The sequence below is a fragment of the Pseudomonas sp. P4_B3 genome (genome assembly GCF_056402295.1).
The window spans coordinates 195,523-217,411 of record NZ_JBFUHR010000019.1; the positions used below are offsets into that span (position 1 = coordinate 195,523).

The 21,889-nt window shown below is 60.5% G+C and carries 19 protein-coding genes; 12 read left to right on the plus strand and 7 right to left on the minus strand.

Annotated features, from left to right (window positions below):
* Positions 1-269: 269 nt before the first annotated feature.
* The gene (gene acnB / locus AC1DWG_RS22060) at positions 270-2,870 is read left to right on the plus strand and encodes a bifunctional aconitate hydratase 2/2-methylisocitrate dehydratase (RefSeq protein WP_477765226.1); all 2,601 of its coding nucleotides are present in this window, start codon (positions 270-272) and stop codon (positions 2,868-2,870) included.
* A gap of 140 nt (positions 2,871-3,010) precedes the next feature.
* Here acnB and AC1DWG_RS22065 read toward each other — a convergent pair whose 3' ends face one another.
* The 5 genes from AC1DWG_RS22065 to AC1DWG_RS22085 are packed head-to-tail and all read right to left on the minus strand — an operon-like array spanning position 3,011 to position 7,705.
* Positions 3,011-4,051, minus strand: a complete 1,041-nt coding sequence (locus tag AC1DWG_RS22065) for an ABC transporter substrate-binding protein (RefSeq protein ID WP_477765195.1) — start codon at positions 4,049-4,051, stop codon at positions 3,011-3,013.
* 35 nt (positions 4,052-4,086) lie between these two features.
* On the minus strand, positions 4,087-5,256 hold the full coding sequence (gene argE, locus AC1DWG_RS22070; protein WP_477765196.1) for an acetylornithine deacetylase: 1,170 nt from the start codon (positions 5,254-5,256) through the stop codon (positions 4,087-4,089).
* Complete coding sequence (locus AC1DWG_RS22075) at positions 5,249-5,923, minus strand: DUF1028 domain-containing protein (RefSeq protein ID WP_477765197.1); 675 nt, start codon at positions 5,921-5,923, stop codon at positions 5,249-5,251. Before AC1DWG_RS22075 ends, argE begins: the two co-directional genes overlap by 8 nt.
* A gap of 10 nt (positions 5,924-5,933) precedes the next feature.
* Entirely contained in the window at positions 5,934-6,344 is a 411-nt protein-coding gene (locus AC1DWG_RS22080; protein ID WP_003201555.1) for a RidA family protein, read from the minus strand.
* Entirely contained in the window at positions 6,344-7,705 is a 1,362-nt protein-coding gene (locus AC1DWG_RS22085; protein ID WP_477788353.1) for a flavin-containing monooxygenase, read from the minus strand. Before AC1DWG_RS22085 ends, AC1DWG_RS22080 begins: the two co-directional genes overlap by 1 nt.
* 274 nt (positions 7,706-7,979) lie before the next feature.
* Here AC1DWG_RS22085 and AC1DWG_RS22090 point away from each other — a divergent pair, with 274 nt between their 5' ends.
* From AC1DWG_RS22090 to AC1DWG_RS22125, 8 genes are all read left to right on the plus strand, one after another.
* Positions 7,980-9,356 carry a pyridoxal-phosphate dependent enzyme gene (locus AC1DWG_RS22090; protein WP_477753609.1) on the plus strand — a complete coding sequence of 459 codons (1,377 nt, stop codon included), beginning with the start codon at positions 7,980-7,982 and terminating at the stop codon, positions 9,354-9,356.
* Positions 9,353-10,531, plus strand: a complete 1,179-nt coding sequence (locus tag AC1DWG_RS22095; protein ID WP_477765200.1) for a trans-sulfuration enzyme family protein — start codon at positions 9,353-9,355, stop codon at positions 10,529-10,531. The genes AC1DWG_RS22090 and AC1DWG_RS22095 overlap by 4 nt, the downstream gene beginning before the upstream one ends.
* A gap of 280 nt (positions 10,532-10,811) precedes the next feature.
* Positions 10,812-11,663, plus strand: coding sequence for a putative selenate ABC transporter substrate-binding protein (locus AC1DWG_RS22100; RefSeq protein ID WP_477765201.1), 852 nt, complete (start codon positions 10,812-10,814; stop codon positions 11,661-11,663).
* Entirely contained in the window at positions 11,660-12,457 is a 798-nt protein-coding gene (locus tag AC1DWG_RS22105; RefSeq protein WP_477765202.1) for a phosphonate ABC transporter ATP-binding protein, read from the plus strand. The genes AC1DWG_RS22100 and AC1DWG_RS22105 overlap by 4 nt, the downstream gene beginning before the upstream one ends.
* Positions 12,451-13,278, plus strand: a complete 828-nt coding sequence (locus AC1DWG_RS22110; protein WP_477788354.1) for a PhnE/PtxC family ABC transporter permease — start codon at positions 12,451-12,453, stop codon at positions 13,276-13,278. Before AC1DWG_RS22105 ends, AC1DWG_RS22110 begins: the two co-directional genes overlap by 7 nt.
* On the plus strand, positions 13,275-14,042 hold the full coding sequence (gene phnE, locus AC1DWG_RS22115; protein ID WP_477765204.1) for a phosphonate ABC transporter, permease protein PhnE: 768 nt from the start codon (positions 13,275-13,277) through the stop codon (positions 14,040-14,042). Before AC1DWG_RS22110 ends, phnE begins: the two co-directional genes overlap by 4 nt.
* Before the next feature lie 258 nt (positions 14,043-14,300).
* Positions 14,301-14,567 (plus strand): hypothetical protein, encoded by a 267-nt coding sequence (locus AC1DWG_RS22120; RefSeq protein ID WP_477788355.1) that lies wholly within the window; start codon positions 14,301-14,303, stop codon positions 14,565-14,567.
* 399 nt (positions 14,568-14,966) lie between these two features.
* Complete coding sequence (locus AC1DWG_RS22125; protein WP_477788356.1) at positions 14,967-17,477, plus strand: putative bifunctional diguanylate cyclase/phosphodiesterase; 2,511 nt, start codon at positions 14,967-14,969, stop codon at positions 17,475-17,477.
* Between the two features lie 110 nt (positions 17,478-17,587).
* On the opposite strand, the gene AC1DWG_RS22130 is transcribed toward AC1DWG_RS22125, so the two are convergent.
* On the minus strand, positions 17,588-17,902 hold the full coding sequence (locus AC1DWG_RS22130; RefSeq protein WP_477765207.1) for a hypothetical protein: 315 nt from the start codon (positions 17,900-17,902) through the stop codon (positions 17,588-17,590).
* A 507-nt stretch (positions 17,903-18,409) separates the two neighbouring features.
* Here AC1DWG_RS22130 and AC1DWG_RS22135 point away from each other — a divergent pair.
* Positions 18,410-18,760: a BON domain-containing protein gene (locus AC1DWG_RS22135; RefSeq protein ID WP_477765208.1), complete on the plus strand. Its 351-nt coding sequence runs from the start codon at positions 18,410-18,412 to the stop codon at positions 18,758-18,760.
* Between the two features lie 286 nt (positions 18,761-19,046).
* Here the strand turns inward: AC1DWG_RS22135 and AC1DWG_RS22140 are convergent, their stop codons facing one another.
* On the minus strand, positions 19,047-19,508 hold the full coding sequence (locus tag AC1DWG_RS22140; RefSeq protein WP_477765209.1) for an HvfA family oxazolone/thioamide-modified RiPP metallophore: 462 nt from the start codon (positions 19,506-19,508) through the stop codon (positions 19,047-19,049).
* Between the two features lie 578 nt (positions 19,509-20,086).
* Here AC1DWG_RS22140 and AC1DWG_RS22145 point away from each other — a divergent pair.
* A complete protein-coding gene (locus tag AC1DWG_RS22145) occupies positions 20,087-20,446 on the plus strand; it encodes a DUF6124 family protein (RefSeq protein ID WP_477765210.1) in 360 nt (119 codons plus the stop codon).
* 165 nt (positions 20,447-20,611) lie between these two features.
* Positions 20,612-21,877, plus strand: coding sequence for an epoxide hydrolase family protein (locus AC1DWG_RS22150; protein WP_477788357.1), 1,266 nt, complete (start codon positions 20,612-20,614; stop codon positions 21,875-21,877).
* Positions 21,878-21,889 lie beyond the last annotated feature (12 nt).

Here is a 21,889-nt window from a genome sequence, read left to right on the forward strand (position 1 = left end):
ATGTCCGTTAGAAGCTGTTTTCAAAGCGTCACGAGCACAGTCGTTCCTTCAGAGCGGTGTTGGCGAGGGGTTTTTCCAGCGGGGAAAAGCCCAACGCCAACCCTCATCAGCTCCCGTTCTGCAGGCGTAAAACTTTGAAAGCAGCTTCTGTAAGGAATTGTCGGTAATTCTGGCTAAGTGGCTCACAACGCCATGCTGCGCATGAGTACGGCAATTTCGGGATGAGCGTCCCGGACACCCATTTGGGACCACTGATGAGGGTAATAACTGTGCTTGAAGCCTACCGCAAACATATCGAAGAGCGCGCAGCACTGGGTATCGTTCCCCAGCCGCTAAACGCCGAACAAACTGCAGGCCTGGTCGAGCTGCTGAAAAATCCCCCGGCTGGCGAAGAAGCGTTCCTCGTTGACCTGATCACCAATCGCGTTCCGCCAGGCGTGGACGAAGCTGCCTATGTCAAGGCCGGCTTCCTGTCCGCCATCGCCAAAGGCGAAGCCAAATCCCCCCTGATCGACAAGAAGCGCGCTGTTGAACTGCTCGGCACCATGCAGGGCGGCTACAACATCGTGACCCTGGTTACCCTGCTGGACGACGCCGAACTGGCGCCAGTAGCTGCCAAAGAACTCAAGCACACCCTGCTGATGTTCGACGCCTTCCACGACGTCGCTGAAAAAGCCAAGAACGGTAACGTTCACGCCCAAGGCGTGCTGCAATCCTGGGCTGACGGCGAGTGGTTCGTGAAGCGCCCGACCCTGGCCGACAAGATCAGCCTGCGCGTGTTCAAGGTCACCGGCGAAACCAACACCGACGACCTGTCCCCTGCGCCTGATGCCTGGTCCCGTCCAGACATCCCGCTGCACGCCCTGGCCATGCTGAAAATGGCTCGCGACGGCATCGTGCCTGATGCACAAGGCGCCACCGGCCCGATGAAGCAGATCGAAGAAATGCGCAACGCCGGCTTCCCGATCGCCTACGTCGGTGACGTGGTCGGTACCGGTTCTTCGCGTAAATCGGCCACCAACTCGGTGCTGTGGTTCTTCGGCGACGACGTTCCTTACGTGCCGAACAAGCGTGCAGGCGGCTTCTGCTTCGGCAGCAAGATCGCTCCGATCTTCTACAACACCATGGAAGATGCCGGCGCACTGCCAATCGAATTCGACGTTTCCAACATGCACATGGGCGACGTGATCGACCTGTACCCGCATGCTGGCAAAGTCTGCAAGCACGGCACCGACGAAGTCCTGACCACCTTCGAAATGAAGACCCCGGTCCTGTTGGACGAAGTGCGTGCTGGCGGCCGTATTCCGCTGATCATCGGCCGTGGCCTGACCGAAAAGGCTCGCACCGAGCTGGGTCTGCCACCTTCGACCCTGTTCAAGAAGCCTGAAGCACCGGCTGAAAGCACCAAGGGTTTCACCCTGGCGCAGAAAATGGTCGGCAAGGCTTGCGGCGTGGCCGGCGTTCGTCCGGGCACCTACTGCGAACCGAAGATGACCACCGTGGGTTCCCAGGACACCACCGGTCCCATGACCCGTGACGAACTGAAAGACCTGGCGTGCCTGGGCTTCTCGACCGATCTGGTGATGCAGTCCTTCTGCCACACCGCGGCTTACCCCAAGCCGATCGACGTGACCACCCACCACACCCTGCCTGACTTCATCATGACCCGCGGCGGCGTTTCCCTGCGTCCGGGCGACGGCATCATCCACTCGTGGCTGAACCGCATGCTGCTGCCAGACACCGTCGGTACCGGTGGTGACTCCCACACCCGTTTCCCGATCGGCATCTCGTTCCCGGCCGGTTCCGGTCTGGTTGCGTTCGCCGCAGCCACCGGCGTCATGCCGCTGGACATGCCAGAGTCGATCCTGGTTCGCTTCAAAGGCGAACTGCAGCCAGGCGTCACCCTGCGTGACCTGGTTCACGCCATTCCTTACTACGCGATCCAGGCTGGCCTGTTGACCGTAGAGAAGAAAGGCAAGAAGAACGCCTTCTCCGGTCGCATCCTGGAGATCGAAGGTCTGCCTAAACTGACCGTAGAGCAAGCGTTCGAACTGTCTGACGCCTCGGCTGAACGTTCGGCTGCCGGTTGCACCATCCAGCTGTCCAAAGAGTCGATTGCCGAATACCTGCAGTCCAACATCACCCTGCTGCGCTGGATGATCGGCGAAGGCTACGGCGATGCACGTACTCTGGAACGTCGCGCTCAAGCAATGGAAGCCTGGCTGGCCAACCCTGAGCTGCTGCAAGCGGACAAAGACGCTGAATACGCTGAAATCATCGAGATCGACCTGGCCGACATCAAAGAGCCTGTGCTCTGCGCGCCGAACGACCCGGACGACGCTCGCCTGCTCTCCAGTGTTGCTGGCGAGAAGATCGACGAAGTGTTCATCGGTTCCTGCATGACCAACATCGGCCACTTCCGCGCTGCCGGCAAGTTGCTGGAACAGGTCAAGGGTCAGCTGCCAACCCGTCTGTGGCTGTCGCCGCCGACCAAGATGGACGCTCACCAGCTGACCGAAGAAGGCTACTACGGCATCTACGGCAAGGCCGGCGCCCGCATGGAAATGCCAGGCTGCTCGCTGTGCATGGGTAACCAGGCACGTGTAGAGCCGAACTCGACTGTCGTGTCGACTTCGACCCGTAACTTCCCGAACCGTCTGGGTGACGGCGCGAACGTCTACCTGGCTTCGGCTGAGCTGGCGTCCGTGGCTTCCATCCTGGGTCGCCTGCCGACCGTCGAGGAGTACATGGAATACGCTGGCAAGATCGACAGCATGGCGGCCGATGTCTACCGCTACCTGTCCTTCGACCAGATCGCCGAGTTCCGTGAAGCTGCTGCGAACGCCAACATCCCGGTCGTTCAAGCCTAACGTTGCAACGCAATGAAAAACGCCGCCCATCGTGAGATGAGCGGCGTTTTTTTATGCCGATGAAAAGTCACTGGCTGTTCCGGCCTCATCGCGGGCAAGCCCGCTCCCACAGGGTTTTGGGTGTTCACACGGTTTCTGTATTACCGCGCAGCCCAGGCATTGAAGCGCTGTTCAAGCTCCTCGCCATGGTCGACCCAGAACTCCGCGTCCACGGCCCGCGCGCCGGCCAGGTTGGCCTCGGCGGTCGGCAGTTGCTCCTGCACGTCCTTGGGCAGCAATGACAGAGTCTGGCGATGCACCGGCCCGTACGGGATGGTTTCCGAGAAGACTTTTTGCGTCTGCGGCTGACTGGCAAATGCAATGAAGTTTTCCGCCAATGCCTTGTTCGGCGTGCCTTTGACCACCGCCCAGTATTCCGGGTCGTACAGGCTCTGCGGCCAGACGATGCTCAGCCTCATGCCTTCCTTTTGCGCCGAAGCGATCCGCCCGTTGTAGGCGGCGCTCATCACCACGTCGCCGGCCACCAGCCATTGCGCCGGTTGCGCGCCCGCCTCCCACCACTGGATGTTCGGCTTGATCTGGTCGAGTTTGGCAAAGGCCCGCGTCACGCCTTGCGGAGTATTCAAGACCTTGTACACGTCGTCCGCCTTGACGCCGTCGGCCAGCAAGGCGATTTCCAGGGTGTACTTGGCGCTCTTGCGCAGGCCGCGCTTGCCCGGGAAGTCGGCGACATTCCAGAAGTCCGCCCAGGATTGCGGCGCCTTGGCCTGCTTGCTCTGGTCATAGGCCATGACCATCGACCAGACATAAGTGGCCACCCCGCATTCGGTCAACGCACCGGGCACGAAGTTCGCCGAATCACCGAAGCGCCCCGCATCGAGTTTCTCGAACAAGCCCTCCTCGCAGCCGCGCAACAATTCGGGGCTTTCGACTTCGACCACGTCCCAACTGGTGTGACCGGCCGAGACCATGGCCTTGATCTTTGACAGTTCGCCGTTGTACTCACCGGCGATGATGTTGCCCGCGCCGCTGGCGTTGAAGGGCTTGAAGTAGGCTTTATCCTGAGCCTGTTTGGTAGCACCACCGAAGGAAATCACGGTGAGGTCCTGGGGGGCCGCCCACACACTGGCACTCAACACCGCCAGGGCAAACGGAACACTGCAACGCAAGGATCTGGACATGGATCGCTTCCTCGGGTCTTGTCGACCCATTGTTGTTATCGGTGTTCGGATTCACTCAAGTAAGCCGCCAGGCGATCCATCAGGCGGTCACAGGCCGCCATCTGTTCGACGCTGACAAATTCATCGGGCTTGTGCCCCTGGTCCATGCTGCCGGGACCGCAGACCACCGAAGGAATGCCGGCCTGATCAAACAGCCCGCCTTCGGTGCCAAAGGCCACGGTGCTGAAATCGTCACTGCCGCACAGCCGGGCAATCAGCCGGGCCGCCGCGCTGTCGGCGGGCGTCGCCAGGCCGGGATAGGCCGAGATTTTTTCAAAGCGGATACCGGTATCGGTGTCCACGGCCTGCATGGCCGGCAGCAACGTCTGCTCGGCGTAGTCCTGCAGTTCATCGACGACCACTTGCGGGGCGAAGTCCGGCAAGGCGCGGATCTCGAAATCGAAACGGCAATCCGCTGGCACGATGTTCAGCGCCGTCCCGCCCTGGATCACTCCGACCTGCACGGTCGAGAACGCCGGATCGAAGCGTTTGTCGTGCAATGGCGGCCGGGCCAGGGTGGCGCCGATGTCGCCCAGCCGACCGATCAGGCGCGCGGCCTGCTCGATGGCATTGACCCCATAAGGTGCGTAGGCCGAATGACAGGCGGCGCCGCGCACGTGGCACCGCATCGCCAGTTTGCCCTTGTGGCCGAGCACCGGCTTGAGTTCGGTCGGCTCGCCGATCAAACACATCGCCGGTGCCGGGATGCGTTGCAGCAGCACTTCCAGCAATCCGCGCACGCCGAGGCAACCGACCTCTTCGTCATAGGAAAACGCCAAATGCACCGGGCGCTTCAAAGGGCTCGAGAGAAACATCGGCACCGCCGCCAGCACAGAAGCCAGATAGCCTTTCATGTCCGCGGTGCCGCGGCCGTAAAGCTTGCCGCCCGCCTCGCTCAGCCGGAACGGCTCGACCGTCCAGGCCTGGCCGTCCACCGGCACCACGTCGGTGTGCCCGGACAGCACGATGCCGCCGGCCACACGCGGGCCGACCGTGGCCAACAGATTGGCCTTGGTCCGCTCGGTGTTGTAGATCAGTTCGCAATCCACGCCCAGTTCGTGCAGGTAGTCACGCACGAACTCGATCAGCTCCAGGTTCGAATCGCGGCTGACCGTGGCGAACCCGATCAATCGCGCGAGCATGGCGCGGCTGCGCAACTCACTCATCGCCGGGCACTCCATAAGCGGGGGCCAGGGTCGGATTGAGGGCGCGGGTCAGGTAGTCCTGCAATTGCGGTTCGTAGGCCGTCCACAGTTTGCCCAGCTCGCTGATCGGGTTTTCATCGGCCCAATCCACCCGCAGGTCGACAATCGGCCAGGTCAGGTCACCCACCACCGACAGCGCCGCCGAGTGTACCGCGCCGGCTTCGCCACCGGCATCCTGCCCGGCCTGCAAGGCGCTCATCAGCCGGGTGGCGAGGCAGCCTTCGCTGTTTTCGAACGCCGCGACCATCGCTTCGATCACCCCACTGTTGGCCAGCAGGTTGCCGGCCGCCACGCATTGGTCACCGGCTAGGGCGTTATTGATGCCCAGGGCATGGTTGCCGCTGAACACCGCCGTACGGCCCTGAGCATCCACCACCGCCACCTGGCGGTATTGGCTGTAGCCATTGCGGGTCAATGAGTGATCCAGCGCCTGGGGTGGCGCCGAGCCGTTGGCCAGTTCATCGAGGATCTGCGGGCCGAGGGCCGGCAGCGTGATGTTCTGGCTCGACACCGCACCGACACCGGCACGCAGCCACGGGCAGCGCGCGCCGACGGCAATGCTCGAAGAGCTGATGGCAATGCCCAACTGACCGGTCTCGGCGCAGCGACCCACGATGGAAAAAGTCATGGCCAATTCCTTATTCAGGGATGACAGCGATCACATCGATTTCCATCAGCCACTGCGGCTGGCCGAGGGCGCTGACCACAAGGCCAGTGGAAATCGGGAACACGCCCTTGAGCCACTTGCCGACCTCCTGGTACACCGGCTCGCGATAGCGCGGGTCGATCAGGTAAGTGGTGGTCTTGACGATATGGCTCAGGTCGCTGCCCGCCTCTTCCAGCAATTGCTTGACGTTGCGCATGGCCTGCTCGGCCTGGGCGCGCGGATCGCCGAGGCCCACCAGTTGACCGTTGAAATCGGTACCGACCTGGCCACGCACATACACGGTGTTGCCGGCGCGCACGGCCTGGCACAGGTCGTTGTCGAGCGTCTGGTTCGGGTAGGTGTCTTTGGTGTTGAACATGCGGATGCGGGTATGAGTTGGCATTAACGAACTCCCATGAGGCTGGCTTTCTGAATGGGTGCACGGGCGGCGTCGGCTTGACGCTGGGTCGCATCCCGATAGTTGAGATAGGTGTGCTGTTTAACGATGTGATCGGCGATGTGCTTGGCGTCGTGCCAAACGCCCCAGATAAACGCGGAGCCGCGGCGGGACTGCCAAGGCAACCCGACGAAATACACCCCCGGCTCGGCCGACACGCCGCGCTGGTGCTGCGGTTTACCGTTGTCCTTGAAGGCGTCGACCTTCAGCCAGCTGTAATCGGTGGAGTAACCGGTGGCCCAGATGATGGTGGTGACGCCGGCCTTGAGCAGGTCCAGTTCCAGGATTGGATGGGTCACGCAGTCCGGGTCCGCCAGCATGGCCCGGGCTTCGGGTTCCAGCGGCAGGTCCAGGCCATTGCGTTCGATATAAGCGTCGGCCTTGTCGAGCAGTGCCAGGTAATTTTCATCGCCACGTTTAATGTTGTTGGCGAGGTTGTCTTCGAAACTCACCACAGCGCCGTTGAACGCCTGGGTCAGGCCGACCAGCGTCATGCCTTGATGGGCCAGCCGGCGGAAGTCCACGGTGTGGCCACCACGGGCACCGCTCACGGCGATGGTCACATGCTCTTTACCGGGCTGCATGGCCTCGGCATCCCACTCGCCGAGCACCCCCAGCCACCAGCAGAAATCACGGTTGCGATAGGCACGGGGCGGACGATCGTGGGCGCCCACCGACAGGTAGACCTGCTTGCCGGAACGTTGCAGTTCATCGGCGATCTGCACGCCCGAGGAACCGGCTCCCACCACCAGCACCGCGCCTTCGGCCAGTTGCTGCGGGTTGTAGTATTGGGCGGAGTGAATCTGGGTGATGCCGGCGATTTCGGGAGCAATCGGCGGAATGGCCGGACGCTGGAACGGACCGGTGGCGACCACTACATGCCGGGCTTCGATCACGCCATCAGAGGTTTCAACAGTAAAGCCCGGACGGTCGGCGTTACGTTCAACTTTCTTCACGTCCACGCCGGTACGGATCGGCGCGTTGAACTTCTTGGCATAGGCTTCGAAGTACTCAGCCACCTGCTCTTTCCCGGCGAAGGCATCCGGGTCCAGACCGTCGAATTCCAGCCCCGGGAAACGGTCGTGCCAGGCCGGACCGTTGGCCACCAGCGAATCCCAGCGGCCGGTGCGCCAGGCTTCGGCGATACGATTGCGCTCCACAACGAGGTGAGGCACACCGAGCTTGCTCAGGTGTTCACTCATGGCCACGCCGGCCTGGCCGGCGCCAACTACAAGCGTATCAATTTCGGTCTTGTCAACTGTCATGGCTGTGCACTTCTGAAAGGTGGTTTGATTCAGGTCGGTCATGGCTGCCGCCTCGATTCTGATCACTGTTGTTCTTCTGCTGCGGCTATCGGTGTCAGGGTGTTGGCCGCATTCTGTTCGGAGCCGGGAAATAGCGAAATTATGTTTTTTGTGGTCGCTGGAGAGGAAAAAGCGTCGAGGCGACCGGTTGGCTGTGCAAGGTTGCGGTCGACCCGATCCCGGCCTATGGTCCAAGCGATGCATTGCCCGCGACCGACGCGAAGACCCGGCGCGGATTGCTGTCCATCCAGTGCGGATTTACGCAAGGAGTGATGACATGCCCGACAATTCCCGTCCTGCCGTGCTCGAACTGATTGGCAATACCCCGCTGGTGCGCGTCAGCCGTTTCGATACCGGCCCATGCACACTGTTTCTCAAACTCGAATCCCAGAACCCCGGCGGTTCGATCAAGGACCGCATCGGTCTGGCGATGATCGATGTCGCCGAACGCGATGGTCGCCTGCGCCCCGGCGGCACCATTGTCGAAGCCACCGCCGGCAACACCGGGCTGGGCCTGGCCCTGGTCGGCCGCGCCAAGGGTTACCGGGTGGTGCTGGTGGTGCCGGACAAGATGTCCACCGAGAAGGTCCTGCACCTCAAGGCCATGGGCGCCGAGGTGCACATCACCCGCTCCGATGTCGGCAAGGGCCATCCCGAGTATTACCAGGACGTCGCCGCACGGCTGGCGGCGGACATTCCCGATGCGTTCTTCGCCGACCAGTTCAACAACCCCGCCAACCCGCTGGCCCACGAATGCAGCACCGCGCCGGAGATCTGGGCGCAGACCCAGCACGATGTGGACGCCATCGTCGTCGGTGTCGGTTCGGCCGGCACCCTCACCGGCCTGACCCGCTTCTTCAAACGGGTGCAGCCGGACCTGGAAATGGTCCTGGCCGACCCGGTCGGCTCGGTGATGGCCGAATACAGCCGCAATGGCACCCTCCCCACCCCCGGTTCCTGGGCGGTGGAAGGCATCGGCGAAGACTTCATTCCGTCGATTGCCGACCTGTCCAGCGTGCGCCACGCCTATTCGATCAGCGACGAAGAAAGCTTCGACCACGCCCGCCAGTTGCTGCGCGCCGAAGGCATTCTTGGCGGCTCGTCGACCGGCACCTTGCTGGCGGCGGCGTTGCGTTACTGCCGAGAACAGACCCAGCCGAAACGGGTGGTGAGCTTCGTCTGCGACACCGGTACGCGTTACCTGTCGAAGGTCTACAACGACCAGTGGATGAACGATCAGGGCCTGCTGCAACGCAAGCACTACGGCGACCTGCGCGACCTGATCGCGCGGCGTTTCGAAGATGGCCGGGTGATCAGCGTCGGCCCGGATGACACGCTACTGACGGCTTTTCAACGCATGCGCCTGGCAGATGTCTCGCAACTGCCGGTGTTGGTGAAGGGGCAGCAACTGGTCGGCGTGATCGACGAGTCCGACATCCTGCTGGGCGTGCATGAAGACGTTGCGCACTTTCGCAAGACCGTATCCAGCGCCATGACCGACAAACTGCAAACCCTGTCCCCCGATGCCTCACTGGCGGATCTGGAGGCAGAACTGGGCCGTGGGCTGGTGGCGATCATCCAGGATGCCTCGGGCTTCCACGGCCTGATTACCCGAACCGACATGCTCAATCACCTGCGGAGATCCCTGCCATGAGTCAACAGGATAAAAACGCCCCGCCACAGGGCTTCGCCACCCGGGTGATCCACGCCGGGCAAGTGCCGGACCCATCCACCGGGGCGTTGATGCCGCCGATCTACGCCAACTCCACCTACCTGCAACAGAGCCCCGGGGTGCACAAGGGCCTGGACTACGGGCGTTCGCACAACCCGACGCGCTGGGCGCTGGAGCGCTGCGTGGCGGACCTCGAAGGCGGCACCCGGGGCTTTGCCTTCGCCTCGGGGCTGGCGACCATTTCCACGGTGCTCGAACTGCTCGACGCCGGCTCGCACATCGTCTCGGGTAACGATCTGTACGGCGGCACCTTCCGCCTGTTCGACAAGGTGCGCCAGCGCAGCGCCGGGCACCGTTTCAGCTTCGTCGACCTGACCGACCTGGCGGCGTTCGAGGCCTCCCTGCAAGACGACACCCGGATGGTCATGGTCGAGACCCCGAGCAATCCGCTGCTGCGCCTCACGGACCTCGCCGCCATCGCCCGCACCTGCCGCGCACGCGGCATCATCTGCGTGGCCGACAACACCTTCGCCAGCCCGTGGATCCAGCGCCCGCTGGAACTGGGTTTCGACATCGTGCTGCACTCGACCACCAAATACCTCAACGGCCACTCCGACGTGATCGGCGGCATCGCCGTGGTCGGGCAGAACGCCGAACTGGCCGAGCGCCTGGGCTTCCTGCAAAACGCCGTCGGCGCCATCGCCGGCCCGTTCGACGCCTTCCTCACCCTGCGCGGCGTGAAGACCCTGGCGCTGCGCATGGAGCGGCATTGCAGCAACGCACTGGAGCTGGCGCAGTGGCTGGAGCGCCAACCGCAAGTGTCGCGGGTGTATTACCCCGGCCTGCCGTCGCACCCGCAACACGAACTGGCCCAACGGCAAATGCATGGTTTCGGCGGGATGATCTCCCTCGATCTCAACAGCGACCTGGCTGGCGCCAAACGCTTCCTTGAAAGCGTGCAGATCTTCGCCCTGGCCGAAAGCCTGGGCGGCGTGGAAAGCCTGATCGAACACCCGGCGATCATGACCCACGCCACCATTCCGCCCGCCACCCGCGCAGAACTGGGGATTGGCGACGGGTTGGTGCGGTTGTCGGTGGGGGTTGAGGATGTGGAGGACTTGCGCGCGGATCTCGCGCAGGCGTTGGCGCGGATGTAACGCTTGCGAGAGGACCAAAGTCAAAAGATCGCAGCCTGCGGCAGCTCCTACAGAAGGTGTGCATCCCAATGTAGGAGCTGCCGCAGGCTGCGATCTTTCAAGGCTTCATCTATACGAGCCATTGCACCCATCTGCTCCATGCGCTGGAAGACCATGCTGGTCAAGTACGCAGTAGTCCCTATAATCGCGGCGTTTTCGTCTACCCTCACGAAGCGTCGTGCAGCAATCAGCTTGTGCGGGGCGCATCGACATTTTTCCGCTATTGAACCGGAGAACTTCCATGCTCAAACGTACCCTGGCAATGGCCGTTGGCCTGACCTTGTCCCTTTCCACGCTGCTGGCACAGGCTGCCGAGACCCTCAAAGTCAGCGCCATTCCTGATGAAGCACCCACCGAACTGCTGCGCAAGTTCAAGCCCTTGGGCGAGTATCTGGAGAAGCAACTGGGCATGAAGGTCGAGTTCGTACCGGTGTCCGACTACCCGGCGGTGGTCGAGGCGCTGGCCACAGACCGTATCGACATGGCCTGGCTGGGCGGCTTCACCTTCGTGCAGGCGCGACTGAAAACCGGCAATGCCATTCCACTGGTACAGCGTGAGCAGGATGCGCAATTCACCAGCAAATTCATCAGCGCCGACCCGGCCGTCAAGTCGCTGGCCGACCTCAAGGGCAAATCCTTTGCCTTCGGCTCGGTCTCGTCGACGTCAGGCAGTTTGATGCCGCGCTATTTCATGCTGCAGGATGGCATCAAGCCGGAAACCTATTTCAGCCGTGTCGGCTACTCCGGCGCCCATGACGCCACGGTCGCCTGGGTTCAGGCGGGCAAGGTGGACGCTGGCGTGCTCAACGCCAGCGTCTGGGAAAAACTGGTCAAGGCCGGCAAGGTCGATACCGACAAGGTCAAGGTCTTCGCCACCACACCGGCCTACTTCGACTACAACTGGACCGTGCGCGGCACCCTCGACCCGGCCCTCGCCAACAAAATCAAGGTGGCCTTCCTCGCGCTCGACCCGGCCAACCCGGAGCAAAAAGCGATTCTGGATCTGCAAGCCGCCAGCCGCTTCATCGAGACCAAGCCTGAGAACTACAAGGGCATCGAGGAAGCCGCGCGCGCTGCCGACCTGCTGAAATGACCTTGCATCTGAACCGGGTCAGCCTCACCCACGGCAATGGCGTGCGTGCGCTGCATGAGGTCGACCTGCAGATCAGTGCCGGTGAGCAAGTCGCAATCATCGGCCCGTCCGGTGCCGGCAAGTCGAGCCTGCTCAACGTGCTGGCCACCGCCCTGCGCCCGGACAACGGCGCGGTCGAGGTACTCGGCGAGCACGCCTGGCAGCTTGGCGCCCATCGGCGTCAGCAGCTGCGGGCGCGCATCGGCCTGGTTCACCAGGCGCCACCCCTGCCACCGCGGCAGCGAGTGGTCACGGCGGTGCTGGCCGGAAAGCTGGGGCAATGGGGTTTTGCCAAAAGCTTGTTGAGCCTGCTGCATCCGGTGGATGTTCCGGGCGCGCGGGCGGCACTGGTCAAGCTGGACCTGGGTGACAAGCTGTTCGCCCAGTGCCAGCAATTGTCCGGAGGCCAGTTGCAGCGCGTGGGCATTGCCCGGGTGCTGTACCAGGCGCCCGAAGTGCTGCTGGCCGATGAGCCGGTGTCGGCGATGGACCCGGTACTGGCCGGGCACACCCTATCGATCCTCTGCCGCCACGCCCGGGAGCACAACGTGACGCTGGTGGCCAGCCTGCATGCGGTGGAACTGGCCCTGACGCACTTCTCGCGCATCATCGGATTGCGTGACGGCCAGGTCCTGTTCGATCTTCCCGCCAGCGACGTCGACCACGATTTGCTCGACAAGCTCTACGCCAACGAGCAACTGCTATCGCCGCCCGTTCCGGTGGCGCCCTTGAGCCTGCAGATTCCCCGATGCTGACGCGCGATACACGAGACCCGGCCATCCTGCCCCGCCTGCTGCTCAGTCTGTTGGCACTTGCTCTGCTGTGGCCCGGCATTCATTTCAGCGAACTGGACCTGGGTGTGCTGCTCAAGGCCGACAGCCAGAGTGAGATGGGCCGGTTTGTCTCTGCCTTCTGGCCACCGGCCCATGGCGAAGAGTTCCTCCAGTTGCTGTGGCAAGCCACGTTGCAAACCCTGGCCATCGCCACCGCTGGCATGGCTTTGGCTTTGCTGTTGGCCGTGCCTGCCAGCTTGTTGGCCAGCCGGGCGCTGTCGTTGTCCGCCGCCTCTCGCAGCGGTCGCCCGAGCGCCTTGGGCCGGCTGCTGCGCTGGCCGGTGCGCGGATTGCTGATCTTCCTGCGCAGCGTGCCGGAAATCGTCTGGGCCTTGCTGTTCGTGCGCGCCGTCGGCCTTGGCCCGACCGCCGGGGTGCTGGCGATTGCCATCACCTACAGCGGCATGCTGGGCAAGGTCTATGCGGAAATTTTCGAGTCGGTCGACCAGCGTCCCGCACACTCACTGCTGCAAGCCGGCAGTGGCCGGTTGGCTGCGTTCTGCTATGGCATCCTGCCCAACGTCGCGGCGGAGTTGCTGTCGTACACGGTGTATCGCTGGGAATGCGCGATCCGCGCGTCGGTGGTGATGGGCTTCGTCGGTGCCGGCGGGCTGGGCCAGCAGATCGATTTGTCGTTGCGCATGTTCGCCGGCGGTGAAGTGGCGAGCATGTTGCTGACCTTTTTCGTCCTGGTGCTGTTCGCCGACCAGATCAGCCGCCTGTTGCGCCGGAGGTTCGCATGAATCGCCTGATCAACCTGCTGCTGATCCTGTGCATTGGCGCAGCGGTCGTCGCTTCGTTCAGCTATCTGGGCATCGATCTCGGCGAACTGACGGGCAGCGCTAACCTTGCGCAGATGGGCGCCTACGTGCTGCGTTTTCTCAGCCCGGACCTGAGCGCCGGCCATCTGCATGCCATCGGCCGTGGCGCCGTGGAAACCATGGCCATGTCTGCCCTTGGCACCCTGCTCGCGGCGGTATTCGGCCTGGTGCTGGCACTGCCAGCGGCCGGGCGTTTCGGTTGGCCGTTGCAGAGTGCGTCGCGCCTTGTGCTTAACGCCCTGCGCGCCATTCCCGAACTGGTGTGGGCCGCGTTGATGGTGCTGGCAGCCGGACTCGGCCCCAACGCCGGCACCCTGGCGCTGGCCATGCACACCACCGGGGTGCTGGGTCGATTGTTCGCCGAAGCACTGGAAAACACCCCGCCGCAACCGGCCGAAGCCATCCGTTTGCAAGGCGGCAACGTCGTCTGGGCCTTCTGTTACGGCACCCTGCCCAACCTGTTTCCACAACTGCTGGCGTACATCCTGTACCGCTGGGAAAACAACATCCGTATGGCCAGCGTGCTCGGTTTTGTCGGTGCCGGCGGTTTGGGGCAGATGCTCTATGTCAGCCTCAGCCTGTTCCAGGAGGCCCAGGCCAGTACGGTGATCCTGGCGATGTTGCTGCTGGTGTTTGCCGTCGATGGGCTGAGCAGCTGGAGTCGCCAGCGTTGGGTCAAGGCTTGATGGGGAATTGCATGGTTTTGCACACCTGATTGCATTGGAGCTGAGCAACCATTTGTATCGAGTTGACTGCCGCGTTTTATGGCTATGACCGGCAGAAAACGACCGATTCTGTTGAAAAAGTCGCTCTGCCCAAACTGCCTGATCATTGACTGGTGATAACGCCTTTTTTGCACGCTGCTACGTGAAATCCGAGTCCGGTAGCCTCTGCCAAAAGTAAAGATTTCAACCTCGGACGCGTACTTTTCAGATACGCAAACCATGGCCGACTTTTTCAACAGAATCGGCCGAAAGCTGCCGACCATCAAGGGCTGCTACCGACCTGGAGCAGTCGACGAACAGAATAATGGCAAATTTGTGGCTATGCTTGGTCTGCTGTCGAAACTGATCAGGCAGTCCGGCAGGCTGCGCGGAAATGACCCGCAACGTGCCCTATGTCACCCGACTATTCTGCGTGAAGCATCCAGTTCAGGGGCGCAAATCCGCAACGACACTCGGGGAAAGGAACAGAACATCTGGCAAAAGTGATTGCCGACGTTCAGTTCTACAATGGAGAGCGAGGAGAATCGTTACCTGAAACGATGATGTCAAACACAACAAATGAAAATGATTTCGTTTTATCGCCGAAATGTTAAGAGACTGCTTGCGAGAGTAAAAAATTTCACCATGAAATTAGCATCGCCAAATGCATTGCTTAGTGTCGAATAGTTGGTTGGCGTGACACTTAAGACGTATAGCTTCGGTAGCTATTGCTTGTCTCGGGAGCTTCGCTCACGAAAACCAGCGTGAATCCAGAACAGAGAAAAAATTTGGCTAATGCTACGTGCGGTGTGTTCTCAGGTTCAGGTGTCGGCACAAAAGGTTGATTGGTTTCCGAATACCGCTTCTATTGGTCAATTTAGAAGGATTATGTTTGGAGATTGTGAAATGGATTTTTTCAGGAATAAAAGCACCGCAAAGCAAGCCATACCCACCAGTTCAAATAAGCCGCGCTCGACCAAATGGCACCGCATGTACTTTTTTCTTGCGGGATTCGACGTGCTGGTTGTTGTGCTGAGCGTGCTATTGAATCACCTGATCGTCGATACCTATCACCGCTCCATCACGGCAAACCAGTCGTGGGTCCAACAGCTGTCGAGCTATTCAACGCTGGGCAGCCTGGCTTCCAAAGTCAATGCGCCGGGCAATAATGTGTTCGATACACATGATGTTGAAGCCGAATCGCGGAACATGAATGAAGCCTTGCGCGCCTTCAACGAGCATTTGGCAATGGCCAAAAAACAGTTGGAAGTACGGATCGCCAATGAGGCTGAACACAGTGCAGATATACAAGCCTTTACCCTTGCATTGAAGGATGAGGTGGGTGCAATTGATGCCGCGATGGTCGAAATGGTGAACGAGGCCTTGCTGATCTTTTCCTACTTCAGGGAGGGGCAGTCGGATAATGCCGGCAAACGCATGGCAACGATGGACAGGAAGTTTGCCCTGTTGCTCGCCTCACTCAGTACCGTGCGGGATCGCGTTGGCCTGATTCAAAGCAAGCTCCTGGAGGAGGAGCTTGAGTCGGTCGAAGAACTGCGCCGGGTCGAATACGCGATCATGGTGTTCGTACTACTGATGGTCAGTGCGGCCGTTATCTACGGGGGCAAGATCAGGCGCGAAATGGAGTCGCAAGCAGCCGAACGGGAAGGTTATCTGGCAGTGCTGCGCGAAAGCGAGAAGCAGGCCCGCCAGCAAGCATCGCTGCTGGACAAGGCCCAGGACGCCATTGTCGTTCACGGGATGGATAACCGCATCCTGTACTGGAACAAAAGTGCCGAGCGTCTCTACGGTCTGTCAAAGGAAGAGGCACTCGGCAAATCGGCACAGGAGTTGATCTACCAGGGTAGCGCCGCTTTCAATGCGGCCACTAACAGCCTGATAGAAACGGGTGACCGGGCGGACGAAGTTACACTTCGACGCCGGGATGGCTGCATCATCACGCTCGAAAGTCATCGAACCCTGGTGCGAGACGATGATGGCCAGCCGCAATCCGTTCTGTCGATCAATACTGACATCACCCACCGTAAGACCGCTGAGCAAGAGGTCCAGCGTTTGGCCTTCTACGATCAGTTGACCGGGCTGCCCAACAGGCGGCTCATGTTGGACCGGTTACAGCATCTGCTGGCGGGCAGCTCCCGTAGCCTGCATACGAACGCGATAATTCTCATTGACCTGGATAACTTCAAGGCACTGAACGACACGCTGGGGCATGACAGAGGCGACATGTTGCTGCAGCAAGTTGCTCTGCGCCTTTGCGGCTGCATACGCGAGAGCGACACCGTGGCTCGCCTGGGCGGAGACGAATTCGTCGTCCTGCTGGATGGCCTTAATGAGAATCCTCCAGGAGCAGCTATCCAGGCCAAGGCTATTGGCGAAAAGATTCTCAACTCTCTGAACATTTCCTACCAGTTGGATGGATATGAGCACCACAGCACCCCCAGCCTCGGCATTGCGCTGTTCCAGGGGCAGCTGAGCACAGTGGACGATATTATGAAGCGCGCTGACCTGGCGATGTATCGCGCCAAGGCGGCGGGCCGCAATACCATGCGCTTCTTCGATCCGGAAATGCAGGCGGTTGCCATGGCACGCGCCAGACTGGAAGTAGACTTGCGCCAAGGCTTGCAGGACAACGAATTCCTTCTTCATTACCAGCCGCAGGTGAATAGTGAGGGCCGTATCATTGGCGCAGAGGCACTGATGAGATGGCAGAATCCTGAGCGCGGAGTCGTGTTTCCAGGCGATTTCATTCCATTGGCAGAGGAATCGGGGTTGATTCTGCCGTTAGGCCGTTGGGCGCTGCAGGCCGCCTGCACTCAGCTGGTTGCCTGGGCAAAGCATTCGGAAACCGCCCGACTGGGTATGGCTGTGAATGTCAGCGCCCGCCAGTTTCACCATCCGGACTTCGTCGAGGAGATACTGCAAGTACTGAGATACACGGGGGCCGATCCGAAGAAATTGAAACTGGAACTGACCGAAGGCCTGCTGATAGAGGATATGGAAGGTACTGTCGCCAAAATGATCGAGTTGAAAGAGATCGGCATAGGCCTTTCGCTGGATGATTTCGGAACCGGCTACTCGTCACTGTCATACCTGAAGAGCCTTCCGCTGGATCAACTCAAGATCGACCAGTCCTTCATCAGAGATGTGCTGGTTGATCCCAACGACGCCGCAATCGCCTGCGCGATTGTGAGCCTGAGCCAGATATTGGGGCTTTCGGTGATTGCAGAAGGTGTGGAGACAGAAGCCCAGCGCACCTTTCTGGTCAAGCATGGCTGCCAGACCTACCAGGGCTTCCTGTTTTCCCCGCCACTGCCAGCCGAACAATTTGAGGCGTATGTTCACGAAAGATTAATGGCGAGCACTGATTTCCCACGGACCAAGACTAAATCGCCATAACTTCGCAGGTGCCTGGGAACGTCCGCTTTCGGCTGTGGATTCAACCCAATGCGGACGATGAGAGGTCGACTCAAATGTGGCTCGCACCCGCAACTGCCGGAGGCGACCTGTCAAGCGGCACTCGCCTCATTGGCAGGATTCAAATAGCAGGCCATCTCCCGTTCGACAACGTCGATCTCATTTAGCCCCCAGTTTGTCAGGGGCGCGGAAGGTTTGCCGGTCGACGCAAAACTCGCGGCCAGCAGACGGGTCATCAGCGTCTTTGCCAAGTCCAGTTGCTCCTGAAGCTCCTGAACCGCGCGATCAGCCTTGTCCAGGCGCTGTTGCAGGGCATCGCGCCCGGCAGTGATCTGTCCGATACTGGCCATCGTTTCATGTGGGTCGACCATCACTGCCGCTTTTTCTTCCAAAGATTTGTCACTCATCAATGTGCTCGATCGCTCAGGTTCAAGGTCAGGCGCGTGCAGGCCCTGCCTCACTGATATCGGCACGAGAGTTTATTCCTATAGTTTTCTATCGCACTGCTGCGCAAGGTGCCGACCAACGGCAGCGTAACCCATCAGCGAACCCAGCCTGGTTGCGAACAAGCATCTCAGCTGGCACTGGGTTAAGTGCTCCTATCTATAAACGTCCGTTCCTGGCCGATTCTGTCGGTCGAGATCGGCAGCTATGGGTTGATCAGGGCTGATCGCAATAAGGACTGTTGAGTGCTCTGTAGGTGTTGCGCCTGGCACAGAGCGACCAAGGCGGACGTTCACGGGGACAGTGCTCTGACCGCAGGCAACGGCCGTACTATAATTAATTTCTGTCAATGTTTGCGTGGCGAGCGCTCCAAAACGACTCAGGTATCCATAGCTTTCACCTGACAGGCAGAGGGCTGCACAGCAAATGGGATGGACAGTACGTCTGATTACGCGAGAGAGGGTTCAGCCATGAAAATTCACTCCTTCCAGCATTACTCTCATGGTCTGGAGATGGCCGTTCACGATGCATGGATTACCGCCAAGGTGAAGTCGGCCCTGGCATTTTCCGATCCGACCCTTAGCCTGCATATCAATGTCAAAACCCATGCGGGCATAGTGGGGTTAAGCGGCCGCGTCAACACTCATAGACAGTGTGAGCAGGCCATTGGTCTGGCCCGTTCGGTTCATGGTGTCGCCGAAGTCGATGCCAGCGACTTGCAGACCCATGTGTTCACGCCAGGGAGTTTTCCAGAAGCGCCCAACGCCGAAGAGAGCACTGAGCTCCGGCCACAATCGTCAACAAAGATGGACGACAAATGATAATGGCAACTTTGCAGGCGCCGCGCTCCCAGTCGGGAACCGAGGGCGGAGGGAAGCTGAATGCCTGTGTGCCCCAGAGTGAATCGCCCATGGTTTCGTGGACATTTCCGACTGGCTGCTTATGGCCGTTCTTTGCCGGTCATGGTTACAAAGCCTGCTGGTTAAATCCGATGCAACCGGTGGTCAAGTGCAGTGCAATTTCGCGCCTGACGACCAAACCAGTACTGCCCACGCCAAAAACCCTTCCTGCGCGTCAACGCAGGAAGGGTTTTTTCGTAGCAGCCGATCAGTCTTTAGCCTGGCTCAACTTGGTGAACAGCTCGGTCGGTACTTTCTTGCCGTTGGAGATGTACTGGTTGGTGCGGAACTTGTACACCTCACCCTCGGACAGGAAACCATCGCTGTTGGTGTCCATCGCCTTGAATTCCTCAGTGCCCTTGGGCGCCACCGCCAGCAGTTCCTTGAGCGACACGCGACCGTCATGATCGGCGTCGGTCCTGGCGAACGAGGCATCACCGCATTTGCCTTCACCGCACTTGCCCTCGGCCTGGGTCTTTTGCGCGCTGGCTTCGGCACCGCACTTGCCTTCACCACACTTGCCTTCGCTGGTCTTTTCTGCGGAAGCCAGTTGATAGCCTTGAGGCAAGGCTTCGGCGGAAAACGCGGAGGACGCGAAGTTGATACCGCCGACCAGTGCAACAGCGATCAGGCCAATACGGGTTTTGTTCGGGAACTGGATACGAGACATGTTGATACTCCGGATCAATGGCGTGGCTGGACCACTATTGGTCGTACCACAAGGGTTGATAAACCTGGTTGCGAGGTGCGTTGTGCATCTCGCTTTGGCAGGTCTATTTGGCCCCAGTGGTGTATCCGGGCTGTATCCGTAAAGAGAGGGTTTTGTATAGCTGTATGCGGATGTCGTGCCCTGATACACAGCGATACACGAAAGCCGGTAGTCAGTTGCTCATGTCCGCAAGAGCGCTTGTTTAAAAAGGTTGTAGGTTATTTCCTGAGGGCTACAAGACCTTGCGTCGTTGCCTACGGTTACGCCAGAATCCGCCGGCTTGTGCGCCTTGCCTCTGGTCTCTATCGTTTCCGCGCCACTGCCCATCAGTGGTCGGGTTTAGCAGCCCGGGGTTGTAAGCAAGGTGCACAAGCTCCTGTCAGTCAGGTATTCCCATGCCTGCATTTGATGGTGGCTGTGCGCAGGGCGCCTTCGGGCGCGCCGGCTTTGCTAGCTTCCCCGGTCTGCTAACCTGCGCACAGCTGCCTCCTTCTCGTTTAGCAGCAAGAGGGTTGGCACCCAATCAGAGAAGCAAGCATATGTTCAAAGTCACCCCCAACCCGCCGGACACCGATCCGACATCCCCGTACGAACCCGATTCAAACAAGCTCAACGAGGCCGCCGAACGTGCCCTCGCCTTCCACTTCCCATCGACTGCCGACATCAAAGCCACACCGCGCACGCCAGGCTCGCTGTTTATCGTAGACCCCAAGGTCGATACCGAAACCCTGATGGTGTATCTGGTCGAGACCCTGGCCTCGGTCGATGTGATGGTGCACCAGTTGGTGGATCATCTGGACGGCGGCTCGCGCAATGCCCTTCTGGGGATTTCCAACAGCGTGATGTTGGCGGAGATCACGGCGAACCGGGTGCTGGATCAGATTGATCCGCCTGAATAATCACTGAATCGGTGGCTAACGCTGCCCCCTCGCCACAGGTTTTGTGTGTTTGATAAAACCTGCTTGCGCGTCCTGTTGAACGAGATCAGTCTCAAGGGCTGTATCGACCTTCGCCCATGTGCGTTGAACACGGGCGAAGGCATACCTCCCAGCGAGGAAATGAAGATGAAATCTGCTTTCGTCATCCTGCTAATGGCCCTCGCACTGTGCAACTCGCCCCTGGTGAGCGCCGCTCCCGCCGCCGACGCCATTGTGCCCTTCCACGTCGATATCCAGGATCAACAACTCACTGACCTACGCAACCGCCTCGCGGCCACACGCTGGCCGGACAAGGAGACGGTGGCCGATCGATCACAAGGTGCACAGCTGGCGAGACTGCAGGAGCTGGTTCGCTACTGGGGCACGAACTATGACTGGCACAAGGCCCAGGCGCAGCTCAATGCCTTGCCCCAGTACACGACCACCCTCGATGGGGTCGCTATCCATTTCATCTGGGTGCGCTCGCCCCGGCCGAATGCGTTACCGATGATCCTGACCCACGGTTGGCCTGGCTCGGTACTGGAGTTCATCAAGGTGGTCGGCCCGCTCACCGATCCGGCCGCTCACGGGGGCAATAGCGCGGATGCATTCGACGTGGTGATTCCGTCGATCCCCGGCTACGGCTTCTCCGGCAAACCGACTGAGCCCGGATGGGACCCGGACCATGTGGCCCGGATCTGGGGGCAATTGATGCAGCGTTTGGGGTACTCCCGCTACGTTGCCCAGGGTGGCGACTGGGGTGGCCCCATCACGAGCGCCATGGCGCGCCAGTCCGTGCCCGGGTTACTGGGCATTCACCTCAACCTGCCGGCGACGGTCCCGCCGGAAGCGACCGCAGCACTTGCTGCCGGCGGTCCCGCGCCTGCGGGGTATTCCGAGCAAGAGCGTGCGACCTACGACGCGCTGGCCGCATCGATTAAACAGGGAAACCTGGCCTACAGCGCGATGATGGCCGCGCGGCCGCAGCTGATTGGTTACGGCGTAACGGATTCTCCGGCGTTCCTCGCAGCGTTCATGCTCGGTCACCCGGGATTTTCCAAGTGGTCGTATGGCGCCGACCCACAGCAATCGCCAGGCAAGGATGAAGTACTGGACGACATCACGTTGTACTGGTTGACCAACAGCGGCGCCTCGGCAAGTCGGCTGTATTGGGAAAACAAAGGGCGCAGCCCGCTTTTTTCTGCGGCACAGAAGACCGGCGACATCACACTGCCGGTGGCCGTCACGGTATTCCCTGATGATGTCTATTTCCCGCCGGAGAGCTGGGCCCGACGCGCCTATCGCAACCTGATCTACTTCCATCAGGCTGCCAAGGGCGGCCATTTCGCCGCGTGGGAACAGCCGGAGCTGTTTGTCGAGGAGCTGCGCACGGCGTTTCGGCCGCTGCGCTGAATCACCTTCGTA